Source organism: Enterobacter cloacae complex sp. 677-3DZ2D5B (assembly GCF_004136695.1).
GTDB classification, from domain to species: Bacteria; Pseudomonadota; Gammaproteobacteria; order Enterobacterales; family Enterobacteriaceae; genus Enterobacter; species Enterobacter hormaechei_C.
In genome coordinates, this window is the sequence record NZ_QFLS01000022.1 from 16148 (window position 1) to 30550 (window position 14403).

General features: G+C 48.9%; 13 protein-coding genes and 2 pseudogenes. 14 read left to right on the plus strand and 1 reads right to left on the minus strand.

Annotated elements, in window-relative coordinates:
- The first annotated feature begins 47 nt into the window (after positions 1 to 47).
- The 13 genes and pseudogenes from nrdB (at position 48) to DD597_RS23190 (ending at position 10036) form a co-directional block, all read left to right on the plus strand.
- Complete coding sequence (nrdB, locus tag DD597_RS23130; RefSeq protein WP_129256612.1) at positions 48 to 1190, plus strand: class Ia ribonucleoside-diphosphate reductase subunit beta; 1143 nt, start codon at positions 48 to 50, stop codon at positions 1188 to 1190.
- An 82-nt stretch (positions 1191 to 1272) separates the two neighbouring features.
- Entirely contained in the window at positions 1273 to 2151 is an 879-nt protein-coding gene (locus tag DD597_RS23135; protein WP_105625575.1) for a phosphoribosyl-ATP pyrophosphohydrolase, read from the plus strand.
- A 179-nt stretch (positions 2152 to 2330) separates the two neighbouring features.
- The gene (locus DD597_RS23140) at positions 2331 to 3434 is read left to right on the plus strand and encodes a thymidylate synthase (protein ID WP_165298158.1); all 1104 of its coding nucleotides are present in this window, start codon (positions 2331 to 2333) and stop codon (positions 3432 to 3434) included.
- A gap of 19 nt (positions 3435 to 3453) precedes the next feature.
- On the plus strand, positions 3454 to 3849 hold the full coding sequence (locus tag DD597_RS23145) for a hypothetical protein (RefSeq protein ID WP_160859100.1): 396 nt from the start codon (positions 3454 to 3456) through the stop codon (positions 3847 to 3849).
- A complete protein-coding gene (dfrA51, locus tag DD597_RS23150) occupies positions 3846 to 4322 on the plus strand; it encodes a trimethoprim-resistant dihydrofolate reductase DfrA51 (protein ID WP_129256614.1) in 477 nt (158 codons plus the stop codon). The genes DD597_RS23145 and dfrA51 overlap by 4 nt, the downstream gene beginning before the upstream one ends.
- On the plus strand, positions 4322 to 4966 hold the full coding sequence (locus DD597_RS23155; protein WP_047722246.1) for an AAA family ATPase: 645 nt from the start codon (positions 4322 to 4324) through the stop codon (positions 4964 to 4966). The genes dfrA51 and DD597_RS23155 overlap by 1 nt, the downstream gene beginning before the upstream one ends.
- A gap of 63 nt (positions 4967 to 5029) precedes the next feature.
- On the plus strand, positions 5030 to 5449 hold the full coding sequence (locus DD597_RS23160; protein ID WP_004109992.1) for a hypothetical protein: 420 nt from the start codon (positions 5030 to 5032) through the stop codon (positions 5447 to 5449).
- Positions 5450 to 5458: 9 nt separating this feature from the next.
- Entirely contained in the window at positions 5459 to 6016 is a 558-nt protein-coding gene (locus DD597_RS23165; protein ID WP_000208226.1) for a 3'-5' exonuclease, read from the plus strand.
- Positions 6017 to 6144: 128 nt separating this feature from the next.
- A complete protein-coding gene (locus DD597_RS23170; protein WP_040110271.1) occupies positions 6145 to 6987 on the plus strand; it encodes a hypothetical protein in 843 nt (280 codons plus the stop codon).
- Between the two features lie 185 nt (positions 6988 to 7172).
- Positions 7173 to 7766: pseudogene (locus tag DD597_RS23175) on the plus strand (phage N-6-adenine-methyltransferase).
- A gap of 202 nt (positions 7767 to 7968) precedes the next feature.
- Entirely contained in the window at positions 7969 to 8205 is a 237-nt protein-coding gene (locus tag DD597_RS23180; protein ID WP_040110270.1) for a hypothetical protein, read from the plus strand.
- A gap of 586 nt (positions 8206 to 8791) precedes the next feature.
- Positions 8792 to 9388: pseudogene (gene rnhA, locus DD597_RS23185) on the plus strand (ribonuclease HI).
- A gap of 153 nt (positions 9389 to 9541) precedes the next feature.
- Positions 9542 to 10036: a hypothetical protein gene (locus DD597_RS23190; RefSeq protein WP_129256616.1), complete on the plus strand. Its 495-nt coding sequence runs from the start codon at positions 9542 to 9544 to the stop codon at positions 10034 to 10036.
- Positions 10037 to 10204: 168 nt separating this feature from the next.
- Here the strand turns inward: DD597_RS23190 and DD597_RS23195 are convergent, their stop codons facing one another.
- Positions 10205 to 12274 carry a P-loop ATPase, Sll1717 family gene (locus DD597_RS23195; protein WP_101740084.1) on the minus strand — a complete coding sequence of 690 codons (2070 nt, stop codon included), beginning with the start codon at positions 12272 to 12274 and terminating at the stop codon, positions 10205 to 10207.
- 389 nt (positions 12275 to 12663) lie between these two features.
- Between DD597_RS23195 and DD597_RS23200 the strand changes: the two genes are divergently transcribed.
- The gene (locus DD597_RS23200; RefSeq protein ID WP_165298160.1) at positions 12664 to 14349 is read left to right on the plus strand and encodes a DUF4942 domain-containing protein; all 1686 of its coding nucleotides are present in this window, start codon (positions 12664 to 12666) and stop codon (positions 14347 to 14349) included.
- Positions 14350 to 14403 lie beyond the last annotated feature (54 nt).

Here is a 14403-nt window from a genome sequence, read left to right on the forward strand (position 1 = left end):
GATAACAATTTGTTTAAAGCCACTCGATAACATTCAGAGGGAAACACATGACTTATTCTACTTTCCGTTTGGGCGCTAACGACGCAACGAAGGAACCTATGTTCCTCGGCCAGTCTGTCAACGTAGCACGCTACGATCAGCAAAAGTACCGTGACTTCGAAAAGCTGATTGAGAAACAACTCTCGTTCTTCTGGCGCCCTGAAGAAGTCGACATTACCACTGACCGCATCGACTTCAATACCAAGCTGCAAGAGCACGAACGCCATATTTTTCTGAGCAACCTGCGTTACCAGACGCTGTTGGATTCCGTTCAGGGTCGCAGTCCAAACGCAACACTACTGCCGCTGATCTCCATTCCTGAGCTGGAGACATGGGTTGAGACCTGGTCGTTCTCTGAGACGATTCACAGCCGCAGCTATACCCACATTATCCGCGGTATGGTGGATGACCCGAGCATCGTTTTCGACGGCATCGTCACGGACGAAGAGATCATCAGCCGGGCTGTAAGCATCTCAAGCGAATATGACAGGCTGTACGAAATGTCCTGCGCTCGCCAGCATCTTGGCGAAGACGAATTTGAACGGCTGTATGTCAGCGAGTTTGATGGCAAGCCCTACCCTCTCCAGCGCCAGCTGTTCCGAACACTGGTGTCGGTGAATGCACTGGAGGCGATTCGCTTCTACGTGAGCTTTGCGTGTACGTTCGCCTTTGGTGAGCGGAAGCTGCTGGAGGGCAACACGAAGATCATGCGCTTTATCGCGCGTGACGAGGCTTTGCATTGCGAAGGTACTGAACGCATGATCCGCTTTATGCGTACCGGTCGTGAAGGTCTGATGTGGAAGATGATTGCCGCAGAAGAAGATAGCTTCATCTATCAGACCATGATGGACGTGGCCGGGCAGGAAATGCGCTGGGCTGACTATCTGTTTAAAGACGGCTCAATGATTGGCTTGAATGCCGACATCCTCAAAAGCTATGTGAAATACCGCACCAACCTGGCAATGCGTCGTCTTGGGCTGCGACCGCTGTTCCCGGAAATCAAAGACGATCCACTGGTATGGATGAACAAATGGCTGCTGTCAGACACCCTGCAGATCGCTCCGCAGGAAGCTGAACAAAGCAACTACCTCGTTGGCCAGATTGACTCCGCTGTCGATCGCTCCGGCCTGAGCCAGTTCGCAGACCTTTAAGCCGAGTTTAACCACTTTGTGGCCTGGCGCTGCTGGGTCACAATTGACGTATCAAATGAAGTCCAAAGGAAAGAAAGAAGACATTAAATTTACGAAACTGACCGATCATCTGAAACTTGCCGCAGACAAACTCGTGGGATTTAAGCCAGAGCCTTACGAGTTGAATCCCGGTTTTGGCAAGGCAACGGAAAGCATCTACCTGATGGTTGACCAGTTCCACACACTGTTTCAGCACCCACGCCGTGCCATTCCAGATCCGGCACTACTGCGTCTGCGTGCCAAGCTGATCCACGAAGAAGCTGTTACCGAGGGCATCACGGCAGCTAAAAACGGGGACATGACGGCGCTGCTGGATGCGATGGCTGACTTCCTTTACGTGGGCGTCGGCACAATGGTGGCCATCAAAGGCGGTATCTCTACAGGCATGAGCTACTACACCCAAGAGCAGAGTGTTGATCGCTTCATCCACACCATCATGGTTCCAGGCAACACGGTCTTTGACGACATGGCCATCCCGTTTGAAGAAGCAAAAGAAGCTGCATTAATGCTGAATGCGCTGGCTGACAAACTCGAAGCGAAGCCGATTAGCGATTCCGAATTGGTGCAGGAGCTGCGCCGCGTGATGAATAAAATCTACGTTGCCTGCATGATGACCTACCGCCTGGCTGATTTTCTCGGTATCGATATTGTTGAGCTGGTGGCAGAAATCCATCGTTCCAACATGACCAAGCTGTGGCCGGCTGACGCCGAAGAGCGTCGTGTGGCGGTAGAGAATTGCAAATACGACAAGGAAGATCTGGGCTTCCGCCACGCTGAAGGGACTGACATGATGATTGGCTTCAGAGTTTCTGATGGCAAGATCCTCAAATCCCCAACCTACAGCGATGTGGATCTGACTCGCTTTGTTGAGAAGGCGAAGTCCTCATCTCTTTACGAGATGCTAAAAAATAATTGTAAGTGAGCACCTATCATTATATATTGCCTGAGCGTGTTTTATTGTCCAAGTTCTTAATTGCTCATTGCAATGGTGGCCTAAGAGCCACCATTTTTTTTACTCCCCTCCTAGCCTTACACACTTCTGACAGATAAACTTGTATAAAATAATATGTATGTACTTACTTATCTTGTGTGAGGTTGATTTTGTCTATCCTACTGAATCGAGACTTTACGAACGGTCAGTTTGCCAGTGGTTCGTATGCCAAAGTGGTTGAAACGGTGCTCAACACTGGCGTTCACGCGGGTGATCGTACCGGAACCGGCACAAAAAGCGTTTCATATGTCCCTTCCTACTACATGCTGACGGGCGGCTCTGTTCCACTTATCTCCGGAAAAGCCGTCAACCTGAAGCCGTTACTGGTTGAGCTGGAGTGGTATCTCAAAGGAACGGGCAACATCCAGTTCCTGAAAGACAATGGCGTCAAAATCTGGGATGCCTGGGCTGATCAAAATGGCGATTTAGGCCCGGTCTATGGCAAACAATGGCGTCGGTGGGAAGATACCCGCATCGTGAGCCATAGCGAGTATTTGAGCAAAATCGACACGTTCCGTGAGCGCGGGTACAAGGTCGAGGGGTATCTGGGCGTAAGTGAAGATCGCGTTGTGTTGTCCCGTGAAATCGACCAGCTACAGCGTATCGTTCACACGCTTCGCACCAACCCGACAGATCGTCGCATCCTGCTGAATGCCTGGAATGTTGGCGAACTGGAAGATATGAAGCTGCCGCCATGCCATTTCGTGTTTTCACTGTGGAGTCGCGAGCTGGACTTTGAGACTCGACTGACGATGGCCACCGACATTGGCATCCAGCACAACCGCCACGGCCACGAATCCATTTACACCCAGATGCTGTGTCTTCTGGAAAGAGATGGCGGCATTACTGAGAACATGCTGGACGAGCTGGGCATCCCGAAACGCATTCTGAACTCATGTCTGGTGCAGCGCAGCGTCGATACCTTTGTTGGTATGCCGTTCAACATCGCCGGTTACGGCATTCTCACCCACTTCCTCGCGAAGATCACCGGCCACATGGCTGGCGCATTCGTGCATTTTGGCTTTGACGTTCATCTCTACGACAACCACATGGAAGGCGTTGAGGAGCTGATGAAGCGCGAGCCGCCCAAAGAGTCCGACCCGGTTGTCATTTTTCCGCATGAATGGGCCGAACTGGACGACTTCAAATGGGAAGGTGTGCAGGTGTGCGGCTACAGCCCTCTTCCGTGGATCAAGGTTCCAGTGGCGGTGTGATATGGCCAGAGGGATGTATGTGTTGTGTGAAATTGAAGGTGTGCTGGCGAGAGCCAGCCATCGCAAAGCAGTGTCTGATGCGGATGCAGGCGCTCTCATTGCCGGTGATGAACTCATCTTTCCCACCAGCCGCATGTTGCGTGGTTTTGCTCGCTCCGGTGCTGAAGTGGTGCTTATCAGTAGTCGTCCGGAAGCGCTCGAAGGCCCAACCAAACGCTGGCTGAAGGACTTCGGCATTGATTATGACTGGCTCCACCTTGTTCCGCGCGGTGTCAGTTTTGAAACCCATATCAAGCGCACGCTGGCAGAGCACAAAGGTGACTTACTTATCGCCGCACTGGTTCATGATCCGCGTCTGCGTTCTGCGCTGGCAGATTCTCACCAGCGACCAACCATCTATGAGGTAAGCCAATGAAGATGATTGCAGCTGTCGGCCGCAACTATGAAATCGGCATTGGCAACGAACTTCCCTGGCGTTGCCCGACCGATCTGAAACTGTTCAAACAACTCACCAAAAACGCCACTGTCGTGATGGGACGCAAGACGATGGAAAGTCTCAAGCGCCCGCTGCCAGAGCGCCATAACCTCGTTTTGACGCGCTCTCGTGGGTATATCCCCAATGGGTTATACCCCGCTGGCATCGATGATGTTTTGAGACTGCCAGATCCGGTCTGGGTGATTGGTGGCGGGCAGATTTACTCGCTCTTTATGCCACACGTAGAAGAGATCTGGCTGTCGCATATTGGCGTGGATGTGCCTGGCGCGGATGCGTTCTTCCCGGCGCCAATGATGCGTTCTTTAGGGTTCGTACCAGTCGAAACGGCTTATACCCAACGTGCAAATGAGGATGAGCCTGGCTTTTTGCAGATCGTATACAGAAGGTCGTAATGGATTACCGGATTGGAATCACTGGCGCACAGGGCAGTGGAAAAACAACCCTGGCAAGGTACATCGATGCGCATTATGGCATTCCGTATGTGGATGCCGGCGTTGGCAAGCTGATGAGCAGTCTGGGGGTGAAGGTTGGCGAGCGTTTTCCCCTTTACGAACGTCTTCAGGTTCAGATGGAGATTGCCAGACACATCGAGATGATCACCCGCGGCGTTGAAGGTTTTGTTATCGACCGCACGCCAGCCGATGTCATGGCTTATACGCTTGACCTGGTCGGCCAGACCAACGAAGACCGCTGCATCGAGCTGGCTCTCGACATTGAGCAGTTTTGCCACAAAGCGGCCATTTCCAACTTCAATGCTATCGCGGGTCTTCGCCCGGGCGTTGAGCTTTCCAGCAAAGATCTCGCGCGTCCCCAGCGAGGATCGCTTGACCGTCTCTATGTTGCTCGCATCGATGCACTTATGTGCGGTGAGCTGACGAAAATCAACACGCTTCCCCAAACCGGCGATCTGCAGGTGTTCGTTATTTCTGAAAAGTGCCGCACGGTTGAAGCGCGAGCCAGATCGGTATTGCGAGTGCTGGACAGAGCCGCTGAAAACATCGAGCGCCGTATAACAGGACGAGTGACCTTCCACTGAATGTTGCTCCCCTGTTGGGCAGTGTGACAATAAGACACGCGAAATGAATCGAGGAAAAACAGAATGATAGACGAACTTCCCCTCTCGGATGAATTAGATCGTAAAGCGATTGAAGCACTGATCCGCATTGCCGACGAACAATCCCGCTCTTTGATGAGTGAACGTGAAGCACGTCTGGCTATCCGCGCAGTGTTTGAGTCCGTTCAAGGGCTTGTTGGGGAAGAGGTTGGCGAAGCCATCAATGTGGCGATGTCGCAGTTCAATGGCGGCACCAAGCGCCCTCTGTTTCCTATGCACCTCAAACTCTCAGGCGGTACGGTTCTGTACGTGTCCGTTTGCCTGGAGACCAACCAAATCCAGATCCTTAACACATCAACGGGCGAATGGCGCGAGCCGGTCGTCTGCGAAAGTGGCGAGGACGCACTGAAAAAGGCTGCTCAGTTTGTGCGTGGCGCACTGCTGAAAGGCGCGAAGAAGCTGTAAGGAGTACGAATGACCACGATTGTCGGTGGCGTCGATATTGAGTCCACAGGGCTGGACTTCACATCCGGCCACAAAATTATCGAAATCGCGATAACCCGTTATGAACTGGAAACCCAGAAGCACATCGACAGCCTTGAGATGCGCTTCAACCCGCGTCGCAGTATCGATCCGAAGGCGCAGGCAGTGCATGGCATTTCACTGGAAGATCTGGCGACGGAACCGCTACTGGCTGACCACGCAGGCAAGATTGCTGCGTACATGGGCGCATGTAGCGCGTTAGTCGCCCATAACGGAGAGGCTTTTGACCTTCCGTTCATTCGCCACGAGTTCGGTAGCTATGGGGTGAAATTGCCAGATATCCCTCTGGTTGACTCCATGCTGGATGGCTTGTGGGCTACCGAGGATGGGAAGCGCCCACGCCTGGAAGAGCTGGCGTTCTCACTTGGGTTCACTTACGACCGTGAGAAGGCCCACAGCGCTCTCTACGATACTGACCTGATGATGCAGTGTTTCTTCAAAGCCCGAGAGAAATACGGCTTCTTCAAACTCCCATTCGAAAGCGCCTGATGGCGCTTTTTCTTTGCCTTCAGTTCTTCTAACTGCCTGTAATTATGACTTTTCCGCCTGATAGGTTTTGCCAGAATACGCTCAACCAAAACGCGGAAACGCACCAACGAAAACATAAGGAGTTAAAAATGAGCGCAGTTACAAACACTGTTAAAAACGATGACCTGGACGAACTGACTGCAATGTTGCAATCTCTCGACGAACCAGTGCAGAAAGCTGCGAAAATGAGCGGTGTCGACGAGATCGACGATCTTCTCTCTGGTCTGGATGATGCAATCGCAAAACCAGTCGAGGCGGTGGCGGATGAAGTCATGAATGCCAGCTCTACCGGCGATCTGAGTAGCGTTCTGGAAGAGCTTGAGATTGAGCACGAATCGGTGAAGGTCGAGGAACCAGAGCGTGACCTTGTTGCGGAGATAGTGAACGAGCCAGCGCCTGAACTTGACGCTCGAAGTACTGAGACTACCGGTACAGATCCAACCCCTTTACCTTCAGTGGCGTCAGAGCCTAAACCTGAAGAAGAGCAGCCAAAACGCCAGAAGGCAAAATCAGAGCGTACCCCGGCCAAACCTCGCTTCACGCTGGAAGGTAAGGACGAATCGTTCTATGCGACAGCCGGTCTGGAAAGTGAGAGCTTTACTGCCGCATTCGAAGGGGCGCCAGTCAAAGCGAAAGACAAGATCTTAAACCTTTTGAACTGGTTTAGTGGTGGGCCGCAAATCAGCGTCTACACGGTAATCGCAATGCGCCATATCCTTGACGCGAACACGGCGACCAGCAATAGCATTAAACTGGCGCTAATGAGCAACCCGGAGAAACCATATCCGCTCAACACCGCTTCGACTCAGGCTGGCCAGATGATGGCTGTGTTTCCAGCTACTGGCATTGCCACCAGGGAAGGTGGAAATCTAACCCTTAATAAAGAGTCGCCGATCGTCAAAAAATTCATAGCGGAGTATTCCATTGGATGATGTTCCCCTACCCGATCTAAAGCCCCCTGACAGCTTTAGGACGCTGGGTAAGCTCATTGCATACCCAGCATCGATAAAACGCGCCAGAGAGCTTCCCGTTTGCGAATCTGGCGCGTTCTTCTTTGTTTGCTATCCGTTTGATTAAATGAAAAAATAGGTAAGTATTTACCTATCAGAGCAAGATAATGATCGCAGCCGAAAAAATCAAAAAGCGAGAGCGTGATGCCTCTCTTCGCGACCTTTGGCGCACACCGCAGTGGTTGTTTGTCGCCATCCAACGTTACATAGGCGTAAAGTTCGATGTGGACGTCGCCTGCAACAAAGATAACGCTCTCCTGCCGAACTTTATCGGTGTTGAGCGTGATGCGCTCAAGTGCAGCTGGGGAGAACCTGGCACTGTGGCGTTCCTTAACCCGCCCTACTCCAAAATCACCCCCTGGATAGACGCAGCCATCCGCGAGCAGGCGCGTGGAGTGACGACGGTCATGTTGATACCACAATCCCTCGATACGCAGTGGTAGGAGCGTGCGGCTGAATGCGCCAACGAAACCGTCATCTTGTCTGGCGGCCGCGTGGCGTTCGTTGAGCCAGATGTTGAACTTGGGCTGGTGGAGGTGAACATCAACTCTGGTGGCAGCATGTTGCTTATCTTCCGTGGCTACTGTCAGGAAGCTGGGCACACCATCAGCAAGATACCGCTGGCGGTGATGAAAAAGCTGGGTGGTTATGATCCTGCCAATGTTGTCAGGAAGAAGAGACCACGTAAAAAGGCAGCGTAAACACCAGTCTGGGAGTTAGTTTGAGAACCTGCTTCCGTATATATAAATAACTAAGTACTAATTATTAATATATACAGACGCAGGCTTTTTAAGACGTGATTTCCAAACAACTCCCAGACCGTTTTACACCTCCAGAACCCACTGGAACCCCTCTTCAGACGCTCTAGAATCGATTTTATGAACCACAGTAAGGAAAACTATCATGGTATACCCGACGAACGTCGTAGCGCTCGTTGAGAGCGATTTTCTGGCCAAAGTGCGCGACATGATGAAAGATCGCGATAAGGCTTTCAGTCTCTACGAATGGTCGCTCAAATGTCTTCATTCAGGCGAGCACAAAGAGCTGGTGGAGCAGCTGTTAGGGGAACTCATCAATGAGGTGTTTGCCCTGAACGTCCAGCTTCATGGTCGAGAAAATAATCAATCGAATAATCGGTAAGTACTTACCATTTAAAACGCAGATCGCCAGTGATAAAATCTACCCGCTTTCCGGATTGATTCCGGCAGCTCGACCTGATGGGTGGGGGATAGCGTCACTGGCGTCAGGTTTAAAAAAGCTCACTACCAGCGTAGAACCGGCACCGTTTAGGGGTTGGGGAAGGGGGAACCAAAGTGAGCAGAGAGAAGGGTCACTTTATGATTGTCGAGTCTGGAGTGTTTCGAGAGGTTGAATCCAGTACTCCCCTTCATAAAGGGTGGGAAGATCTCGGTTCTGGGGTGCTGTCATCCATAACTTCCCAAGCCTAAGCTGGCAGTAGACTTAGGTCATAACTTTTCAGGTTATGTAACGACCAGGTTGGTGAGGAAATTTTGTACTCACCTCCCTGGGAAAGTATTACCTGAAAAGACAACCTCTCACTTCGTTCGAGGTGAACTTCACTCACTTCGTTCGTTCAGTTCAGGTTTTATTAAAACCTGTTCTGGGAAGTAAGTTTTTCTTTTCTAAAAATTTTTAATATTTACACGCACGCGTGCGCACACGCGCGAGGAAAAAAATCGTCGCGGCGCGCGATTTTGGAGCCAAAATGACGACCAAGACCCCAGCCCGGCAACATACTGGCTGCCGCACGAAGTCCAAAGCCAGATACCAAACCCACCAGCAATCCCGTACCAACTTCAAAACCCCCGTAGTCGAGTTCAATCCCCAGCTCAAAACCGTAAAAGTATTCAGTGATGGCTCTTGCCTCAAAAATCCGGGCGGGCCGGGCGGTTACGGCATCGTTCTCCAGTATCGAGGCGAAGAGCGCGAGCTTTCTGAGGGCTTCCACAGCACGACCAACAATCGGATGGAGATGATGGGCGCCCTGATTGCGCTGGAGCGTCTGAAGTACCCCTGCAACGTGATCCTGCATTCCGACAGCCAGTATTTAAAAAACGGCATGACGCTCTGGATGAAAGGCTGGAAGCGTAACGGATGGATCACGTCTGAGAAGAAGCCAGTCAAAAACGTCGATCTCTGGTAACGTCTCGATTCGGCCGCCAGCCGTCACAATGTCCGCTGGAAGTGGGTTAAAGGTCATGCCGGTCATCGCGAGAACGAAATGTGTGACCGCCTGGCGAAGATCGCCGCCTACTCCGCAGCTGATATGCCTCACAAGCGAGACATTGGATTTTTGTCATAAAATGATAAGTAAGTATTTACCTATAATTTTAAATCAGGTATCTTACCGTTCGTCAGGATGACGAAGTACCGGTAGGTACTGTTCCAGGATGGAACGCCAAAAGGCGGCTGGCTTGGCCAGCCGCAACTCTTTCTGACACTGAATGGAATCCAAATGGCACGTCAAACGCCTTTCACTTCTTTCAATAAACGTCCCCGTTCAATTCGCCTGGTTCTGGCCGAGCTGTTTAGCGGTCGTGTTTCTGCACGCCTTGCGGAACTGGAAGAACGAGTGTTTGAGCTGGAGAAGCGCATTGATGCGCAAGCTACCGCCATAGCAAATCTGGGTGCGACAGTAGGTATGGGGAAGGTGCGTGATTCCGTCGCCTCTCGTGTGTTGCGTGAATCCCAAGCACACAAGGACAGTTCTCATGGAAAATTTTCAACGAAATCGACTGAAGCCAATGGCCTACGGAGTAATTTTAGCAACCCTGTCAGCGGTAGCCGTGCCAGCCGGTCAGAGTCTGTTGATACCGGACACAACTACTTCCACCACAACCTTGCAGACGACACCCCTGCCAGAACGACCTCCTGTCTCTCTGGATGGGATGCTGCTGGACACGATTCTAGCTCGACCTGCAACTCCGGATCTTCCTTCTGCTGTGACTGAGGCTATTGCATGAAATGGAGCTTCCTCAATACCCTAATAATATGGATTGAATATTGTATTTTACTTATGACGGCTGGACTTTGTAATTTGTTTTTTATTGAGTTTTCATCTTCGTAAAACTTTCGATAAAAACGCAGGCTATAATATCTTATTAGCCTGCGTTGTGATTTACTTACACTTGTTATTTAAATAGCTTCTAATATATAGATCAAGCAACTTGCTTAGCTGTTTGTTAACTTCATCATGTTTTTGAGGGCTACGCATTTTAGAAAGATGTCGCTCAAGAAATTTTGAAGGCAACTTTATAACCAATTTGTTATGGTTGTCATAAAGTTCTTTTACCCAGATTAGCTCTTTATGTTTTTCTAAGTTTTCAGAGTGATCCCTATTTATAATGAAAGCTAGCCTACCATAATCTTTAAATAAATATGAATTTACTTGTCTATATTCATCAGCACCTAACGTTTTGTAGTTTTTGATTTCGAATACAACTTGTCGAGATTGGTAATCAGTCAATATCCTTTTCCAGACAGGTGTGTCGGCAAGGTTTGTTGCAATAATGTCTCGCTGCTGTAGACCATTTTTGTTTGAATGGAGTTCAATATTGGTCAAATTCGTCGCAAACAATATTTTAATAGCTTTCAAAGCCCATGCTTCAAAATCAACAGCCCCTTCCTTACCTTCTGGGATATTATTTAATTCTTGAAGAAGAGCACCGATCCGTTGTTTTCGTTGTTCTTCTGATACGGAGCTAACTTCGATATCGTATTCATCGTGGATATCGTCAGCTGTTTCAGGAGTAATGTCTGACTCATGAACACTTAATGCAAGCCAATAGCAAGGATGTAGCAGAAGCTTGGAGCCTGGTGTAAACTCTTTTTCTGGTTCTTTTCCATCATGACAAAACACATATGATGAGGACTGCTGATTGTATAATCCAAAAAAACCAACACTATACAAACGTTGGATCACCTGAACAGGACCTTCAAACAAAAGGATGTCCTGTAATTTCATTTTGTCATTAACTTCTTTTATATCAAATGATTGGCTTATTATTTCAGAGGCTTCCGCGATGGTAAAATCTGGTCTTTTATTGCCAAAAAGCGATGTAAATATATCTAGTGCAGGGAATACATTTTCATATTCTTTTAGTAAATCGTTAAGCCTGTTTTGAGATATTGTGTTTGCAGTGGCTTTTATGTCATCAATTATTATTTTTGTGCGATCGTGAGTTGCGGCCCTCAGGAAAGCATCATTTAATAATACCAAAATATCTCTCGGTCTATATAATGTAAGCTTAAGTGCTTCTTTAAAACCCGTATTTGACTGTAATTCATTAGCGGTGTACGCATTCCAAACTCGCGTGTTATTTTCTATGGTTGAGTTAAATGCAACTCTCATTCTGTTACAAACCAAATTGAAGAGATTGTATTCGTCCCAATGTAATCTTAATACCTGTCCTTCAATGTTTCTGGTAAAATCAGGGTCCATTTTAGATATGGCTCTATGGATATTGTCTCTAACGAAAGCAAATGCGATAACTTTTTCTTGCAAATTTTGTTTTATATCAATAACAGACTGAATGAAACCGTCAACGATAGCAACCCCTAAATCATCTGGAGTGTATCCTTCATCTAGCCTGTCAGCAAAAATAACGAATTGATGGTTTGATTTTGAAATAGCTTCGAATAAAACCTCTTCTAGTAAATCTAATTCAAAATTATCTGATAAATCTGATATTCTTGTAGCCGGTTTAACATCTTTTCCAGTATCAAGGATAGATATTAATTTTTTCCTTATTTTACCACTTATGTTTTGTCTTTTAGCTCCCCAAGATAATAAGTGTTTCTCTACACTTTTATAGTCTAGATCATTTTTCATCCTATAGTGGCTTGCTATTTCGGAAAGTAATTCCATATAAATCGCATAGCGCCAAGCTAGTTTGCTTCCGGCTTTAATATGCAAATAATTTTCACCGAAAAGTGAGACAACATCTCTTAGACCAATAATTTGTTCTTCAATAGGGCTAATGGTCATCACATGCGTTTTAGGTTTTGCGTGCCAATGTTTTGACAGCATATGCACTAATGCACTTTTGCCAGTGCCTCTGCGACCTACAACTATGCATCGATCATACGACTCTAAAAGAGCTTTATAATCAGTTGTTTGCCAGAATGAGGCTTCAAGCATTTTGGCATCGTGTTCTGCTCTGATATCCCCTAGAACGTTACCTTTCATGTATTACCCTTTTAGCGTTAAAAGGAGGGGGCAATGGCCTTTGTAGACTTGAGTTCCATTTGCCTGATGCCATCCTCATCAAACTTCTTCCGTTTTCCCGAAGAGGGGGGAGATTAATGTATCATTTTTAACGGGTTACACAAGAATATGACTTCTTAATCTAGGAGCTGAGCGTTCTTCAGGAAAAAAATAAGCATGAATGACAGCGGTTGTAGCCTTAGATTTTAAGGTGGTTACGTTCTTAATTTATTGAATTACCAATTAACTTTGAACACTATCAATTTAGCGTCTCTAAGCGTCTCTACAACCCCTGTGAATACTGCTTTTACGCCTTTTCAACTTTGGGAAAATAACACCAATAAGAAAACAATTTGTTTAATGGTGTGATCATGAATACAGCCCTTTCCATCATTGACGCTATCACCCCAAACACTGATATCGACTACCGGCAGGAAATGAACGTCATCCACGAAATTGTGGCCGAGTGCGAGAAAGAGATCGCATTCATGCATCAGGTTCACGACTTCGTTTATGGCGACGAACGCCACAACATGATTAACCGCCTGCTGCGACTCAACCACCGGCCGGATGACGAGCGCACACGCTTTAACAGAGCCTGGCTGGACAAGGTCGACCTTGAATGGGTGAAACAGAATATCTGGGCCGAGTACTGGAAGAAGGTCACGGATATGACAAACGTTCTGCTGATCATGCCAGCTTCCCGCCGCGACGAGTGGCGTGAGCAGTTTATCGAGGGCAAGCAGGAGACCATCAGGACTGACAGAACCGGCTACCAGATGAAGGTTAAGGAGTTCGTTGGTGTGCCGGAGTTCAAAGCAGAAACGGTCATCCCAACGATGCTCAATCTGCTGAATGACAGGCACAAATATCTCTCTGAGCGCGTGTATGGCTTGTTTAAAGCGCTGAGTCCTGCCCACAAGACCAATAAGACGAACGGCTTTAGCGAGCGTCTGATCATCGCCAACTGCATTTCCGAGTTCTGGCGGGACAGCGTCAGCGTGAACTACCGGAAAGAGGACTACATCGACGACCTGCGCGTCATGCTTCATTTCTTCGCACACAAAGAGTTCATCACCATCAACCGCACAACTGAGATGCTTTCAGCTGCGTACCGGGCAAACGACTGCCAGACCGGTGACTGGATGAATGTCGACGGAAACCTGATGCGCGTGAAGATGTTCAAGAACGGCAACGTTCACTTTGAAATACATCCTGACGTGGCCTGGAAGCTGAATGAGGTGCTGGCTTACAGTATGCCTGCAGCAATCCCGGCGCCATGCCGTACTGCACCCAAAACACGGGCACCAAAAGAGTTCGGGTTAATCCAGAAGACGATCTCCGAGCCGGTTCGTACCGCGCTGCGCGACGGGCGATTCAGCAAAGACAAAGGCGTCTGGTACTTCTCTGATTCCAACCTACAGAAGTCACAGGTGGAAGAGCTTGAGCGCACACTGAACTTCATTGGCGGCGTGCAGGAGAAAAAGCACTGGCAGTTCCCGTATGAGATCGGCCATACGCTCAATACGATTGTGGCCACCGGCTTAATACCGGATACAAAATCACACCAGTTCTACCCTACCCCACGTTTGATAGCGGAGTACGTTGCCAGAGCCATCGAGCTGAAGCCAGGTGAGAAGCTGCTGGAGCCTGAAGCCGGGCGCGGAGATCTGCTGGCCTGCATCGACGCCAATCCGGAAGACGTTACCTGCATAGAAGTCGCACCTCTCTTCGCTGATATCCTGCTTGGCAAGGGGTACACAAATACGGTCTGCTGTGACTTCATGAAGTGGTCTGAGGACAACGCAGGTTATCAGTTCGACAAAATCGTCATGAACCCGCCCTACTCTCTTGGCCGTCACAGAGAGCATACGCTGGCCGCGCTGGAGCATCTTAAAGTCGGCGGGCGACTGGTGGCTGTACTGCCGGGTGATGCGCCAGCTCTGAACTGGGTGTCGCTGGATAATTACGTTTATGCCAAAGGGAAGTCGTTTACTGACGAGTTTGAAGACACCGGAATCACTGTCAGCGTATACGTTTTCAAACGTGTAAAATGATAGGTAAATGCTTACCTAATTTATGTAAGAATAGAGCCACTTTATCAGAGGTAA